Below are 15,607 nucleotides of genomic sequence, written 5' to 3' on the forward strand. Positions count from 1 at the left end.
GCATCAGCGGGTCTTGGTTCTCCGTGAGGTGAGGTCCGAGACCTTGGTCGGAGCCTCGCCATCGGCGATCTTGTTGTGACGTAGTTCGGCGAGCGCCGGCGCCAGAAGATTTTCGAGCACGCCCGGATCCGGCGAATGGCGGTATTCGAAGCAGCGCTTGTTCGGTCCGGCGAGATCGGCGACATGGTCGGCGCCTGATGCATAGATCACCACGTCGCAGCGGCTGATGATGTCCGGCAGATCTTCTGCATAGGACCAGGCGACGGTGATATCCGAAATATGCGGCGCAAATTCGCGCACGCTGGGGCGCATGATGGCGATATAGTCCTTGAGTTGCGTGACGGCTGCGATCCGGGTGCGCGGATCGAGAAGCGCAAGCGACTGCCGGGTCCGCTCGGATGGAATGAAGCGGATCGCCAGGATATTGGCCTCCGGAACGAACCCGCGGATTTCCGCCTCGCGATGTACGAAGGTGAGGACCAGGTCGGCATTGCGGCATTGTTCGCGGATTTCGGCGTTGTCACGCACCTGATCAGCGGTGACTAGGGTGATCACGTCGTTAGCGGCAAGCGTCGGACGGATCTGCTCCACATAGTCGCGCGCCGGCGCCTCGAAGATCCCGACGAAAACGATATTCAGATGGGCCCGCGGCTTCCTCAGCCTTGCCTGCGCCTGCACCATGGAGGCAAGCGTGACCGGGGCAATCCCGAGCTGTTCGGCTTTTTCGAGCAGGCTGTCGATATCCGCGCCGAGCAGGTTTGCCGGCGCGACGCGGCCGATCTGCCGGTTCGGTTCGTAGACGGTAAAGGCCCCGAGCCCGGCCCGGATCTCGACCAGCCCTTCGGCACGGAGCTGCTTGTAGACCTCCGCCACGGTCATCGGCGCGATGTCGAGTTCGGCTGCGAGTTGGCGTACCGACTGCAGCTTCACCCCCTTCGGCATGTCGCCGAAAGACAGCATGTAGGCCAGCAGCCCGTATAGCTGCTTGCCGACGGGGACCGGGAGCGACCGGTCGATGCTGGAGGCGTCAATCGTGAACATCTGTGTATTACTCGTTTGATACACCAACCGTAACACGGGATACAGCGATGGCAATCCCCTTCGTAAAAAATTGCATATTTTAGCAGCAAGGCGATTGAATGCCCTCAAAGATTCCAATTATAGTGCCCGACGAGCGAGGATCATGTCGCAAGCGGCCATTCCTGAACGGCGGGGTGTATCAATGGATTATGTCAACATGGGCCGCACCGGCCTGAAAGTCTCGCGGCTCGCACTTGGCTGCATGACCTTCGGATCGAGCGAATGGGCACCGTGGGTGCTAGGTTCCGAAGACAGCGCCAGGATCATCCGGCAGGCCGTCGATCTCGGCATCAACTTCTTCGATACGGCGGACATGTATTCGCTCGGCAAGAGCGAGGAGATTACCGGCAAGGTGCTGCTGGATCTCGTTCCCCGCCACAAGCTGGTGATCGCCACCAAGCTTTTCCATCCGATGAGTAGTGACATCAACGACCGCAGTCTGTCGCGCAAGCATATTCTCGATGCCGTCGACGGCAGCCTGAAGCGTCTCGGGACCGATTATATCGATCTCTACCAGCTTCACCGTTTCGATTATGGCACGCCACTGGAGGAGACGCTGGAGACCCTGAACGACGTGGTTCGGGCCGGCAAGGTCCGGTATCTCGGCGCATCCTCCATGCATGCCTGGCAGTTCATGAAGGCGCTTGGGATGCAGCGGCAGAATGGCTGGGCTCCATTCGTTTCGATGCAGCCGCATTACAACCTCATCTATCGCGAAGAAGAGCGCGAAATGCTGCCCTTGTGCCTCAGCGAAGGTGTTGGCGTCGTGCCCTGGAGCCCGCTTGCCCGTGGCCGGTTGGCCGGTCGGACCGATGGCGAGACAACGCGCAGCCAGACGGACGGGACGGCGCGGGCGCTCTACGACCGGACGAAGGCTGCCGACGATGCGGTGATCGCCGCCCTTAAGGCGGTGGCGGAGCATCACGGAAAACCAATGGCGCAGGTCGCCTATGCCTGGGTCGCGAGCCGTCCGGCTATTACTGCACCGATCGTCGGCATCTCGAAGCCGGCACAGTTCGAGGATGCCATCAAGGCGTTGGAGATTAACTTGACTGCCGAGGATGTCGCGGAACTCGAGCGGGATTATCTGCCGAAACCGATTGCCGGGCACGTTTAGTCGTAGGGCTGGAAGAGTGGGGTGAGCAGTCGGCAGCAAAGGTTCTCGCTTGGTCTCGGCGGGTTACCGTCAACAACCTGATTGCCGAAGATTCATATCCCATCAAGAGCTAATAGCCCTGCGAAATCAAAATTATGGGTCTATTGCTCTTCTCGGCCGGCGGATCTCTAGATGACGCCGAGCCCCTTCATATTGCAATATCGACCCTTCCGATAATGATAAGGTTGTGCACCGCAATTCCCATCGCCTCTGTTGCGCGAGCGATCAAGTGCGTCATTTGGATATCTGCATTAGATGGAGTGGGGCCGCCGCTCGGGTGGTTGTGGATCACGTTAAGTCACTCTCGGTCACGATGGATCATCGTGGTGCACGGTGGAGCATCTCTGGGTTTTGAGTTTCAAAGAGGCATTACGGGGAGGTTCCAGATCGAGGAGCTTGGGGCAGGGAACTGGGAGATGGAAATCGAGGACTACTCACGCCTCCTGTCCCTTCTCCGATCTGATCGATTTTTGCGGCCACGGTTCAGCTTTTGACTATTTCCTTCGCCGCCCTTTTTAGCTCAACAGTTTTCGTTGCGGCCGCAGGTTCAAATCCTGCCCCCGCAACCACTGAGACTTGTAACAGCATCCATTCCTGCTCACGCTCGGCCAGCAAGGCTTCGCAGCGGCGTAGGAATCTTGTCTTGTCGGCAAGTGACTTGAACTCCCCAGCGGAACGTTTGCGGACAAACTCCGCCGATTGTTGATCCCGCAGCTCCCGCGAGACCTCGCGCCAGGCTTCTTGTGCCGCCAGGATGGCGGCGAGGCGGCCGTGGATGGTCAGTTCCGCCGATTTGCCGTCGGCTGATGGTGCGATGACCACCTTTTGCAGGAGCTGGCGGGTGATTGATATCCAGCTCTCCTCGACATCAGTTTTTCGCGTTGACAGCATCGTCTTGACGGCTGTGATCGCGCTCTGGAGCATACCGGTGTTAAGGGGTGGTGTCACCACGGGTGCGGCTGTTGATGGCGTCGCGGCCAACTGGCTAGCCAGTGTCAGGCGCTGATGTTCGAGTTCATCGAGCATATGATCAAGCGCGGGGATGGCGGCGTGCCCTGCCATCAGTCGTTCGGCGATCTTCTCGCCGATTGCCTTTTGCTTCGTCACAATTGCGGTGATCTCGGTTCGTAGCCGTTCGGGTTCCACGACTGCCCGTTGCTGTCCTCGTGCAACAGCCGCCTTGATGTCGCGGTTGATGCGGTCGAGATTATCGGCACCGAGCAGATTGTCCGGCACCGCCGACACCACCCGTTCCTCGAGTTCGAAACGGTTGATCGTTTTGCTGTTCGTGCAGACAATTCCGCCGAGATGGTCGGTCGGCAGCTTCTTCTTCCGATTGGTGCAGCCGTAACGATCCTTCGCCATAATGGCATATGGCCCGTAACAATGGGCGCATTCGAGAATGCCGCTCAGCAGATATTGTGGCCGGTGGGCCTTGTTCAGGCGGTTTGTGGTCGTATGGGAGAAGCTCTGTTCGACTTCCAACTGCCGCTTCTTGACCGAAGTCCAGAGCGCGTCTGAGACGATCCGCAGATCGGACTGTTCCCTGACAACCCAATCATCGCGGTCATTCGGGCGCGCGACCCGCTTCTCTGTATCAGGGTTCTTGCGATACTCGCGCCGGTTCCACACGACGCGGCCGATATAGAGTTCGTTGTTCAGGATGCCGGTGCCACGGCTGACATGTCCCCGAATGGCCGTGTCGCGCCACTTGGCTCCGCGAGGTCCAGGTACGGCGGGTATGCGACCGTTGAGTTCGACCGCAATGTCTTTCGGCGATCGCCCTTTGGCATATTCCTCGAAAATCCAGATGATGATCCGCGCTTCGGCTTCATCGATCTCGCGCAGACCGGGAATGCGGTCCCCTCGTTCGTCATAGGCTTGCTTTACACGGTAGCCATAAGCAATGCCGCCGGCGGCCTTGCCCTTCTGGACCGTGGTTCTCATGCCTTCGCGGGTCCGGTAGCGCCCTTGCTCGACCGTTTCCTGGCTGAGGACCGCGCCGATGTTCATCTCGATATCGGAGATGCGGGCATTGGCTCTGGCGGTCCAAAGCTCGACATCGTGATAGCTCAGCTTCTTGCCGATCTGTGCGCTGTGAGCGACGTCTCGGGAGAGACGATCTGTCGACAGGCAGAGCACGATGTCGATGCCGCCCCGCTCCACGCGCCTCAGTAATTGCTGGATGCCGGGCCGGCGCTTGTAGCTCGTGCCACTGACGGCGCTGTCGTGAAAAGTGTCGACGAGGTGCCAGCCATGTTGGTCGATGACCGCCTGGCAGCGTTCGATCTGTGTCTCGATCGACTGCTCGTCCTGGCGATCGGTCGAATAGCGCGCGTAGACGATGACGTTTTTGCTCATGAAGGCCCCTTATGCTTGGTACCTAGGGAGAAGACAGGCCCGGTACAAGCGACGGGCTCCGTGGCGGGCTCAGATACCCGAGGCCTCACCGGTTCAATCACAAACGCCGTTCAAAGAAGTAACGGGGGGAGCGATGATCCTTTCGTGAAAACGGCGTTAGTGACAGTTTCCTGGGTCAGAAGGGGCCATCCATTGGGTCCTTGGTCCCGTCGCCTTTGATGTGATCGCCTGCCCAAAGATGTGGCTTGCGGCGGAAATCCCAGCCACCGTCGACATATCTGTCGATGAGATCGCCCAGCGCCCGGTCTGAGGCCGCCTGATCAAATCCCTGCTCGACCAGCTTCTCCAAAATCGCTTCCTCGACCCTGTTCATACGGGCCGGATTGCCTTCGCGCTCGGCAAGCTTCGCAGTGTTGACAATCAACCACTGCAGCGCAATCCGGGCGATATCGTCGCGGCCGGGGCGGCGTAGCTTCTTCTGCGCATCGCGATATTCCTGTTGCCGCGCTCTCTGCTCTCGAAGCCGTGTGGCTTTGGATTTAGGCATCAACGTCTCCTGCAAACGCCGTTCGCCCGAGAATCGAAAATATCGTACGCGGAATCGAAGACCGTCGGTGGAGCGGCGGACAGTATTGCGTGTGGAGCAGGGCAAACGACCGTGTCCACATATGGAAATCGATGTGGTGCAGCTGCGTGCCGACTGATATCGAAAAAGCTTGATTGGTCTGCGTCACGGCCATTCGACTCCATCTAAATGGCGGACAAAGACGATATCAGGGAATCCCTGGCGGACGACTTTGCTCATCCATTCGCAAGCCTCCATCTCGGAAAAGCGACCATGCTCATAGGGTACGAAGAAGCTCGGGTGATACCGGGTCTGATGGACTGACATCCAGTAGAATCCCTCAAACCAAACCTTGTCGTCTTCATTAAGTAGATCTGATCGGCTGAACGCTGCTGTCGCATCCCGGGTTATCGTTTGAATAGCCTTGGCCGTATCTTTTGTGACTGAGACGACGAAGCGTGGAATCCGCCCATAGTCTTCCTCGAAAATCTGCATCTGATACGGATAATCGAGAATGCATCCGTGATCGTTGAACGCCAGGGTTCTGTAGATGTCGATGTACCCGGCAAGGTGCGGATGAGGTTGCACCAATTTGCCCAGAAGCCGCACCGAGTTCGCCTGTAAGTGGCTCAAGATTTTTATCGCTAGGCTTCGGAGCGCGGCCTCGTGTTGCCTACACAGCGCGGATATCCAATCGCGGTCAAGAGGGTCCTCGGTCCGAGCATCCACCTTGATGTCCGTCGGCGTGAGGGTCACGGTAATGTCCGTGCCGATAGGCACCGGCTGGCTGACGTAGATGGCGGCACCGTCACCTATAAATGGCAGGATCTGGTTGAATGAGGTTAACTTTTGGGTGTTGAGATCGCGGTTCAGCTCCATGGCGTGACCTCCATGCCGAACGCCGAGTAGAGTACGGCAATCCTCGTCGGAGCAAACGGTATCGTATGGACGCCCGCAGGCGTTCCGGTGATCAAGTTATTGTTCATAATGGGGAAATCTGCGTGGAAACTGTAATTAGGCTGTGGCCGATCCATAAGCCTGTCAAGCAAAAAATGCCGACAGCTTCCTACGAGCAAGAAGTGACCCGATGCGTGGTGTCCCGATTCAACGGTCCGTGGGGAAGGCAATAAAGGCCGCTAAACACGCCTTGAACTCATAATGAGTTGGCCCGGCCTGTAAACGCCGTTACCGTTCGAATCGACGATGTCGAAGGCGGAATCAGCGGCATCGCGAACGGCGTTCGACCAAGAATCGCGGTCGGGTAAATTTGAATCGGGAACCTACCGCGTTGAATCGAAAATGTCAGCGTTTGAATCGAGAGTGTGCAACGTGTTTTGATTTAAAACACGTCGTCATGACTTATCTTACCGGCAAGGCGCGTCGGCATATGTGAGAATGCCTGCAAGACAATGGCAAGAGGCGCGTTTGCTACTTCAAAGGGGCGTTGCAAGGTCTCACCCCGGACATTCGCGCCCGGAGTGCCGATGTCCTCAGGCTTCGCGATGCGCTTTTTGCAGTGACGAGCGAACCGCCTTTATGTGGGTTCGATTTTGCACTTCCGCTTCGATCGCGGAAACTCGCTCCGGCGTCAGTTTGCCGGTGGCGATCAATTCGTCCGTCAAACGGTCGATCAACAACCGTTCCTCCAGCAGAATCGAGCTGGCGCGCTGCAGTTCCATCTTCAACACGTGATCAACGCGAGCGCGAAGGTGGGGATCGGTCCGCCGCAGACGCTCGAGATCGTCGTCATCGGCTACTTTGCTAAAAAGCAGCCTCTCCCCCATGCCGAATTGCGCCTCCGCAAGTGTTGCCAATCGTGTGGCCATGCCAAGATCGGAGCGATCATCGCCCCCTGCGCCGTCGCTGGTTGTTCGGAGTATCATTTGCTCTGCCGCGATGCCTCCGAGGCAGACGGCAATTTGATTGAGATAATATTGGCGATCGCGGCGATGGAAGGACGGCAGGTCGAAGACTGCGTGCCCGCCTGTCGATGTCGACCGACCCGCAAGAACACGATCCGCAAGCTCCGTTCTGACGTATACGCCGTGGTTGAGACGCAGCCCAACAATCGTGTGGCCGACCTCGTGAATGGCATTGGCGCGCAGGTACACCTGATCGAGTCGAACAAGTTCTGGCAGAGCGGCGGCGACATCGCTGACCAGGATAGCCCTTCCCGTACGCCGAGCAATCCTCTTGGCGTCGCGTACAGCCTTTGCGAGATCCGCTCCGGACATGCCGTCGGTGCATGCGGCCAGCGCCGAGAGATTGCCAACCGAAATTGCCTGATCCAGTTGCTGATGAAGGATGGCGATCCGATCCGCCGCATCGGGCAGGGGAATCTCGACATGCTTGTCCAGCCGTCCCGACCTGACGATCGCGGGATCGATACGTGTAATTTTGTTGGTCGCGCCGACGACAACAATGCCCTCTCGTCCATCGACGCCGTCGAGGCATTCAAGGAAAGCGTTGATGACCTGAACGGAATAGTCGCGATGATCATGCGTGAAGCTGTTTCGGTCGCCAAAACTATCCGCCTCATCGATGAAGAGGATCGCAGGTGCTTGCTCTTTTGCGCGAGCGAAATCCTTGCGCATGGCCTTGAGCAGGTCGCCGAGATGACCGCATGCCTGCCACTGCCCGAGGGAGGCTGTGACCAGGTTGGCTTTACACTCTTTCGCGAGGGCCTTTGCATAGATTGTCTTGCCGACGCCTGGAGGCCCTGAGAGCACGATGCCACGGTCGACTTCCGACCAGGGCAGTTCACCTGCCGCCCATGCCCGGAGATCTTTCGCGAGATCGAGACCCCATTGCCTGGCAGCGCCATAGCCGTGCATCTCGCTCAATGGCGGGGCCTCGGTCTCGGATCTTATTTTAGGCGCTTGGGAGGCGGTCCCCTCAAGGCGCTTTAAGACATCGAGAGCCTTGCGGCCGGGTCGCAGTGTCGCCCAGACCAGCGCCAGCGGATGGGCGAGGATTCGCGCTGCTTCCTCCAGACTTATCTCGACCTGGTTGATCATCCGCGAAGCGGCCTGGAGGTCGCGCGCTGAGATTGGTGGCAGGTCGAGGATCGCGTCGGCGGCAAGTCGCAAGGGCGTTGGAATCGCCGCATGGCTTTCCGCAAAGGCAAGCAGGCGCTGCTTCGACTGATACTGTTCGGCAAAATCCGACAGGATCGTGCTTTCCTTGCGTTCGGCCCTGATCGAAAAATAGTCGATGTTGTCACGTTCGTAGCGTTCTTGACCGCCGTGAAGGGCATCGATCGCACTGCATTTGTAGTCGCCGGTATCGTAACCCTCTGGCACAATAAGAATGACAAAGGCGTTAGAGCCGCGCACGAATGCACGGTGCTGTCTGAGAGTGCGGATCAGGCTGCAATAGAGCGCATAATCCTTGACAGAGGTCATGCGGCGTGGCCGACGATTGGTGCGAGGTCGTTGCTTTTGCATTGTGAAATCCTGTCTATGGCTCAAGGCCACGATGGCACGCGTCACTGGCGAGCGTGGTGAATGACGCTCGGTTCGATGCGTGGACGTGTGGGAATGATGGGACGACAGCCGAGGGTGCGTCGGAGCGGCGACTCCGATCGCAGTCGGGTCAATGATCAGTGACGTGGTTGAGCAGTCTAGTGAACCGCGCTTGTTCCCGGTCGAAACAACCCGACCGTAACTGTCCGCAACGGGGCCGTTGTTTTGCGTGGCCTTCCACGCGGTCGTTTTGCTTGCGGGGGGTCGATTGTCACAGCTGGCTTCACCTTGTCGGCGCTGTCCACGATGTGGTTGGCAGCGCTGCCCACTGCATCCCGGATTGCCCTGGCCCAAAGGTCACAAATCCCACGGCGATAAGCTATGGTCGCGGATTGCGCGATGACCCCCGCACCGGGTACACCTGTCAGCTCATCGAGCCGAGCCAGTGACCAGATGCCATCGGAGACATCGGTATCGGTTCGCGATCCATCGATAATTGCGACCGACACCCGCTTAACCGCGAGGCGCTGGTGATCGCGCCACAGGATATCGGGCAACACGAGACCTGCCGCCTGCATCCGATTTTTGAGTTCGCTGAGTTTAGATCCGCCGAGATAGCCGCCGAGGCTTCGCTTGACATCGATGACGATGGCCTCAGAGGTGCGGCGGTTGGCCAGAACCAGATCAGGATGATAGTGCCGCCGCGATCGTCCCTCTGGATCCAGTGATAGGGAGCTGATCGTCCCTTCATCCGAATTGCGCTCAATCAGCGCCAAGGCTGCGTCAGATACCGGCAACTTCATGCCGCTCAGGACGGCGAAATCACCGTTGCGCCGCGCGAGAGCGACAACGATGCTCTCAAGAAGGCGGCCTTCATCGACGGTAATGCTGCGGCCCAAAGCGGCCAGACCTTCGGAATCGCCAGAGACCGCCTGGCGGGTGGCTTCCTGGTGCATGGTGCGTTCCAGCGCTTCCTGCACCAATTGATGGATATCGCCCGGGATGGGGGTGGCTGCGGACGCGTCAAAGCATTCGGCCACGAGGCCGGTCAAAATGGTGGTCATGGAAAATCCCTGTCTGAAACTCAGTGAGCGACGGTTGAATGCGCAGGTGTTGAGACGACTGCGCACGACATCGTGTGATGCGTGTCAGCCCGTCGTGACAAGGATGAGGGAGGGGAGGACAAAGTAGCGGATGCTTTTCCGCGAGGGAAGATAGAGGTATGGGTCATGTAGCCCGATTCCTTCTTACCAAGGTTGAGGGTCAGGCTCTCGTTCGGTGTTCCAGCACCGGCGGGAGCCGCTATTGTGCAAGCCATGTTGCTCGCGCCGGGTACCTATAGATTCGAAGTATCCGGCTGGCAATCCTGCTGTGGAACTTCCCTGAACTATGGTTAATTTTTGGTTGGACGGGTCGCGAGGAGGATCACGGCCAGGCGTTCGCTCTCGGCTGCTCCAGACTGTTCGTCGGGCTTAACGCGTCCGGGTTTGGCTCCAATATAGCTGCCCGGTCGATTTGCTGGCGCAGTGCGGGTCAGGGCGACCTCCATCTTACATCGAGTGCTGTTCGCGAAACTTGCTGATCGCTTCGAGCATGAAACGCAGGCACCGCTCCTCCGTTGGTTCATCCTCTAAATCTTTGTCAGCACCTTCGCGGCTCGTCTCTGCGTGAAGCCAGGCGAGAGATTGCGGGCCGCGTTGCACGATGAATGTCAGCAGTCCTGCTTCCAACAGCAAACGCCAACGACACCCATCGACCGTGCCGCAACCCAGTGGGTGCTCCGCTCCCGCATCCAATGCCTCGACATCAAATCGCTGCGTGGCTTCAAGGCGCTCCAGACATTCCTCGCTTACGTCGTAGTCGTCAAAATCGTTGAGCCTGGGAAACCCGGCTTGCTCATTTGGCACCCACAACCACGTCATGACATAAGCGCCATTGCGCGTGCGCTCGATCGGTGCGTCATCATGCACATGGACGTAGTCGCTGAAGCAGTCGGCAGCCTTCCTGAACGCGGCGGCATCGGCATGTTGATGAGCTTTAAGCTTTTCTAGAATCGACGGATGATCCACCCTCTCCAAAACCACTGCGACTTCTTCGTTGTTTAATTCTACCCACATTGTTGCGTACCAGTTTGACGCCCAAAGGCAGGCTCAATGAATATTCTGTCGGCCGCAACACCCTTTTGGGATGAGTTAGAGGTGCGGCCCTTTGGAAGAAGCGGCCGTGAGACGTGGATGGAAGTCGACGCATCTGTCAGAGGCAGACCATGACGGCCTGAAGAAGCTCCATGTTCACGTTTTGCAATTGAGGGGGCAGGTTCAGCTACCGGCAGGTGGAAGGCCCGATGCTCTCTGGCGAGGATAAATGAAAGCCAAGAGCGCTCAGAAAAAATAGACAAGCAATATCATATACTTGATATTTTTGACTCTGGAATCGCCACTTTGGTAATTGACGAGCGAAGCAATTGGCGGAACCCTTTTAAGTATCGAAACTCCCGGAAATACAATATGTCCCGCCATCCCCTTAACCTCTCCATCAATGAACGCATGGAGCGCGATCCAAAAACTGTTCTTCTTGCTGATGCTATCGTGAACGGTAGACTATCTCCGACGATAGATATTTATGATCTCGCAGATTATCCCGGATTAAACTTCGACGATCGATATCAGGCTCTCGCTTATATGCGGCATGCTTGCCGGATCATCGTCGATCGCGAAAAGTTCTGTTTGCTGCTTGTTACCTTTGATAGCCAGGTTTGCCTCGGGCAGGTCAATCGTTCACGGGGGGAAACCCCGGATGAATGCGGTTTTGCGCTTTCGAAAATTGCAGCCGATTACGTCAGGCAGTGCGCGGCAACAAATACCGAGATCGAGCCTCTCGACATCATCGCGATGCCGCTGGGCCAGTATAAGGCTGGGCACGGTATGGTCGCCGATCAATATGGCGTCTCGCTTGGATCTTATTCCTTCGACTACCTCGAGGGTATGCAAGCCGCATTGAGCCTGTTGCTGACTGACGCCGCGTAAATCCGGCTCTCGTTCACCGTCCAATCTCATCGAACAAATTAGTCGGACCTTCCCGCTCGGAGGTCCGCAGGAGAACCTATGTCTGCATATCTCAATCTAGTCTTGAAGAAGAAAATCCTCGCCACGACGAAAGTCGGCGATGGCACTCATGATGCTCTTGAGCAAGCCGAACGCATGATCAGCAATCTGCATCACTTTATCAACATCGAAGAGGGGCGACACGAGATCATTGATCTGCCTGCGCCCGTTGATCGCGAATCGATGCCCGAATGGATCACCCCTTTGAGGATCGTGACTACAGCCGAGCCGCCTCAAGGTCGAAAGATCAAGGACAAACGCCGGGTTGCACCCGATCGCTGGATTGGCATTCGTGACCATTACATTCTCATAGACAGGTTTACCCGGCCGCTCGCCGAGACGCTCACGAATGTCTTTGTGGAAGGTCGCGATGTTTACAACGATGCCAACATAAACGAGTTGCTCGCGGCCAGCTTCGACGCCTTCGCCAAGCATTGGAATCTGCCAGCTGCAGAACTTGTCAAGGCGTTCGTCCTTCCAGCTCCTTATGCTTGGAGGCTTGAGAAAAACGGCGTTCGCATAGTGCGGGAAAGCGAGGGGCCGCTGCATCGAGCGTCGGATACCAGCCATACTGTCACGCTGCACTAGCTAACTGGCCGCGCTTTGCGAACGCCATGTGTTCTGCAAAGCGGCGGCAAAACTCTTCGTCTTCTTCAAATTCCAAAAAGGAAAAAAGCCATGTCAACCGACCAACATGTTCACGATCTGCCGCTCCTAAGCCTGATGGCCTCCGAACTCGGGCGTGGATCAAGTCTCCAGATGATGCCAAGCCTGCCCGATAGTCGCATGACAATCACCAGTACGTCAGAAGCGCGCTGGTATGCGATCAATCCAGACCTCAAGCGCGCCAATGAAATGTTCCTGCGGAAGCAGCGCCTCTTTTTTGACGAGTTTGCGGAGAGTTGCCTGAGAGGCTTCAGGCGCATCTTCCCGCGTGTGACAAGAACATCAATGATATCTACCGCAGGTCAGGTTGTCATGGCCGATGACGAGGTTCAATTTGCCGGTGACATTATCATGATCGGCTATCGCGATGGGTCTCGGCAGTATCTCCCATATAGGCATCCGTTCGGTGTCACCCACCGGCAGGAGACGTGGAAAATGGTGTCCAGAGACATAGAGAGCCACGGGATAACAGGCCGCGATGCGTTGATGTCACTCGTTGATGCGGCTTCGCACTGGGCGGCAAGTCGGGATGAAAAATGGCGGCTGAGTTTTTTTGATCCCTTGGGCGTCTGCTGGACCGGTACGATCTGCCCATTCGCCCTCGATGAGGACCCAGACCATACGCTGCATGCGTTGCCAACCAAAGACAGCGGGGATGGTGGGATGCTGGATCTCTTCGCTTCGGTGTATTGATCTCTGGCGGGGGTCCTTCAGAATACGTAGATCGTCGGCAGGAATATGCGTATAAACGTGTAATTTTCTCGTCTATCAATCTATTAACCGCGCTTCTCTAAATATAAATTAAGAATTTCTGTTGATTGTGTTAATTTTTATTGTGACCACCGATAAGGGTTACTTATCGATGGTTAGCACGCAAGCCCATAGAACCATGCAGTGACGGACACAAACTATCCGCTGGTGTCCGTTTCGAAAATCATTTACCATGATTTCAATGTCTTACGACTTGGCCAAATTGCCCATCTCAAGCCTGCTGCGGCCGATTTCGGACGCTGGCGCCGCTGTGGCTTTTACTTCCCGATTTCAATGAAACGCTAAGCTGAAAATCCAGCCCGCATTTTTGACCTAACGATTTCATCACCGGGGCAGGGGAGGGGCCTTTAAAGCCCTGACGCCTTGGTAAGATTGGTACGGAAGCGATCGCGCCGTCGCTGATATTTGCGCGTCATCTCGGCCGAGGCGTGCCCCAGCTGCTTTTGCACGTACCGTTCCTCGATCTCTGCCGAGGAGGCAAGGCCGGCGCGCAGCGAGTGGCCTGAGAACAGCGATGCCCGCTCGCCTTCCGGCAGATCGGAGCGGACGCCGGCGGCGAGCGCGGTCTGCTTGACGAGGCGAGCGACATGCTTGTCGGAGAGCCGCTCGACGTCGATAGTCTTGTTGTCCTTGAAGATGCGCCGGAAGAGCGGACCTCTGGCGATCCGGCCAAAGCGGATCCAGCTCTCCAGCGCAGCAACGGGGCAAGTTTGGTCGGAAGCGCCGCGGCCGACCTCGACCTCGCGCCATCCGGTCTTGCCGCGCAGCGTCACCAGCACACCCTCGGGAAAAATCTCGATCCAGCCATGGCCGTCGCTGCGATCGTCGCGGACGATGTCGAGCCCGACGATCTCGGAGCGTCGTAGGCCGCCGGCGAAGCCGAGCAGCAGGATGGCCCGGTCGCGCAGACCCCGCAGATCATGGCCGAGCGTGTTGACCATCGCTTTGATGTCGTCGCCCAGCACCGCCTCCTTCTGCCGTGGCGGCGTTGCGTGCCTGCGGCGAATGCCGGCAAGCACCGTCGCAATATGCCGATCGGAGCGATCCATCGGCACGCCGCGCTGGGTAAAGTTCCACGCCAGGCCGGACAGACGCCGCTCGATCGTGGCGACCGAAAGGGGAGGGACCCCGCGCTTCGGATCGCCTGAGGCACAGGCGCCGATATAGAGGCCGATGACCTGGCTGGACGGCGGCATGAGCTCAAAACCTTCCCGGCGGCACCAGGCGATAAAATGCCGCCAGTCCTTGGCGTAGGCGTCACGGGTGTTTTCGGAACTGGCGGCGTTGGCGTAGGCGGTCGCGGTCTCGACGAGGGCTTCCAGTCGCGCCGAGACACGGGGTGTCGGCCGCGAGGCGACCGTCGCTTGCGGGGCGGAGGCACCAATTTCCATGACAATGTCGACGACGTCGGGCAGATCGTCATGAGCAATATCGGCGATTTTGGACGTGTTTGCCGGGGGATTTTCCATGGTTTCGGAGGCTACCATCATATGTCCGATAATGCAAGATTATCGGTCGTTTTTGCACCCAGACAGGCTGTGCGGTTTAAGCTCGACTTGATCGCCTAATCCGCACAGACCGGATGCTCCGTATGGCGCCGCTTTGGCTTGGAGACCACCAAGCTCTCTTGTTTCATCAACCGCTGCACAACCTTCTCAGAGATGGTGACGCACTGCATTGTCAGCGAAGCCTGCAGCGCCCCGGCGCGCAACGCGCGGGCGACGATCTGTCAGTCACGCGCCAGATATCTCGGATTCACCCACCCCTCCCGGCCAGAAATCTTGACTCGGACATGAGCCCAACCAGCCTCCGTCCCGATAACGGCGACTGACACACCTGTAGCGAGTTTTTCCACGAGCACATATTGCGTTCCTGGTCCCTCGCGCATGTTGAGGTTCGTGATCGTTTTCGCGATTTCGGCACTCGGAGGATCCGGTACGCCCGGCGAGATGGGCACGGCCGGCGCTGTCGCTACCGGCGGCGTGGCTCTAACCTCTCTGTTCTCGAGGGTCGGAAGTGACGGCTCGCTGTTATTTTTCCAGTCATTCCCACTGTCTCGCGGAGTGGCCAATGCAATCTGCGCGGCCGCATCGAAAGCGGCCCTCAGATCCGGATCGATATCTCGGAATTCGCGGTTCACTGCCTGGCTTTGGATCAAGATTGTTTGTGTTTTCGCTTCGTTATCTGAAGCTGGTCTTGTGATGGTCGTATTGGGATTATCCGCTTGGATCGGTTGTTTCCCGCTGAAAGGTTTTTCAGGGGTGCTTGCCTCGGGTTTCGGCAACAAATTAACGAAAATCGCGACTATCGCGATCGCGCCGACAATGATCCAGGGTTTGCGGGCGGAAGCTGACATCGATCACTAGCCCATGTCCATCTCCAACAGTTTTAGCAGAATTCAGGGCCGGAAAAATACAGTAGCGGGCAAGGGCAGCGCGGT

General features: G+C 57.6%; 13 protein-coding genes and 1 pseudogene. 4 read left to right on the forward strand and 10 right to left on the reverse strand.

Annotated elements, in window-relative coordinates; translation table 11 throughout:
• Positions 1–3: 3 nt before the first annotated feature.
• On the reverse strand, positions 4–1,041 hold the full coding sequence (locus J2857_RS24830) for a GntR family transcriptional regulator (protein ID WP_210012764.1): 1,038 nt from the start codon (positions 1,039–1,041) through the stop codon (positions 4–6).
• A 181-nt stretch (positions 1,042–1,222) separates the two neighbouring features.
• Here J2857_RS24830 and J2857_RS24835 point away from each other — a divergent pair, with 181 nt between their 5' ends.
• Positions 1,223–2,197 carry an aldo/keto reductase gene (locus J2857_RS24835; protein ID WP_210012765.1) on the forward strand — a complete coding sequence of 325 codons (975 nt, stop codon included), beginning with the start codon at positions 1,223–1,225 and terminating at the stop codon, positions 2,195–2,197.
• A gap of 187 nt (positions 2,198–2,384) precedes the next feature.
• Here J2857_RS24835 and J2857_RS31050 read toward each other — a convergent pair.
• The 7 genes and pseudogenes from J2857_RS31050 to J2857_RS24870 form a co-directional block, all read right to left on the reverse strand.
• Positions 2,385–2,534, reverse strand: a pseudogene (locus J2857_RS31050) (JAB domain-containing protein); the annotation flags it as partial.
• Between the two features lie 185 nt (positions 2,535–2,719).
• Entirely contained in the window at positions 2,720–4,597 is a 1,878-nt protein-coding gene (locus tag J2857_RS24845; RefSeq protein ID WP_210012767.1) for a recombinase family protein, read from the reverse strand.
• A gap of 175 nt (positions 4,598–4,772) precedes the next feature.
• A complete protein-coding gene (locus J2857_RS24850; RefSeq protein ID WP_210012768.1) occupies positions 4,773–5,159 on the reverse strand; it encodes a hypothetical protein in 387 nt (128 codons plus the stop codon).
• A gap of 168 nt (positions 5,160–5,327) precedes the next feature.
• Positions 5,328–6,041, reverse strand: a complete 714-nt coding sequence (locus J2857_RS24855; protein ID WP_210012769.1) for a hypothetical protein — start codon at positions 6,039–6,041, stop codon at positions 5,328–5,330.
• Between the two features lie 611 nt (positions 6,042–6,652).
• Positions 6,653–8,566 (reverse strand): AAA family ATPase, encoded by a 1,914-nt coding sequence (locus J2857_RS24860; protein WP_210012770.1) that lies wholly within the window; start codon positions 8,564–8,566, stop codon positions 6,653–6,655.
• 218 nt (positions 8,567–8,784) lie between these two features.
• Positions 8,785–9,690, reverse strand: a complete 906-nt coding sequence (locus J2857_RS24865) for a hypothetical protein (RefSeq protein ID WP_210012771.1) — start codon at positions 9,688–9,690, stop codon at positions 8,785–8,787.
• A 486-nt stretch (positions 9,691–10,176) separates the two neighbouring features.
• A complete protein-coding gene (locus J2857_RS24870) occupies positions 10,177–10,743 on the reverse strand; it encodes a hypothetical protein (protein ID WP_210012772.1) in 567 nt (188 codons plus the stop codon).
• Positions 10,744–11,133: 390 nt separating this feature from the next.
• On the opposite strand from J2857_RS24870, the gene J2857_RS24875 reads away from it, so the two are divergent.
• From J2857_RS24875 to J2857_RS24885, 3 genes are all read left to right on the forward strand, one after another.
• Positions 11,134–11,652, forward strand: coding sequence for a hypothetical protein (locus J2857_RS24875; RefSeq protein WP_210012773.1), 519 nt, complete (start codon positions 11,134–11,136; stop codon positions 11,650–11,652).
• A gap of 78 nt (positions 11,653–11,730) precedes the next feature.
• Complete coding sequence (locus tag J2857_RS24880) at positions 11,731–12,318, forward strand: hypothetical protein (RefSeq protein WP_210012774.1); 588 nt, start codon at positions 11,731–11,733, stop codon at positions 12,316–12,318.
• Between the two features lie 90 nt (positions 12,319–12,408).
• Positions 12,409–13,089, forward strand: a complete 681-nt coding sequence (locus J2857_RS24885) for a hypothetical protein (protein WP_210012775.1) — start codon at positions 12,409–12,411, stop codon at positions 13,087–13,089.
• Between the two features lie 425 nt (positions 13,090–13,514).
• Here the strand turns inward: J2857_RS24885 and J2857_RS24890 are convergent, their stop codons facing one another.
• Together J2857_RS24890 and J2857_RS24900 are read right to left on the reverse strand one after the other, a co-directional pair.
• On the reverse strand, positions 13,515–14,636 hold the full coding sequence (locus J2857_RS24890; RefSeq protein ID WP_210013041.1) for a tyrosine-type recombinase/integrase: 1,122 nt from the start codon (positions 14,634–14,636) through the stop codon (positions 13,515–13,517).
• Between the two features lie 260 nt (positions 14,637–14,896).
• Positions 14,897–15,523 (reverse strand): SH3 domain-containing protein, encoded by a 627-nt coding sequence (locus J2857_RS24900; protein ID WP_210012776.1) that lies wholly within the window; start codon positions 15,521–15,523, stop codon positions 14,897–14,899.
• Between the last annotated feature and the right edge of the window lie 84 nt (positions 15,524–15,607).

The sequence above is a fragment of the Neorhizobium galegae genome, assembly GCF_017877055.1.
Taxonomy (GTDB): domain Bacteria; phylum Pseudomonadota; class Alphaproteobacteria; order Rhizobiales; family Rhizobiaceae; genus Neorhizobium; species Neorhizobium galegae_D.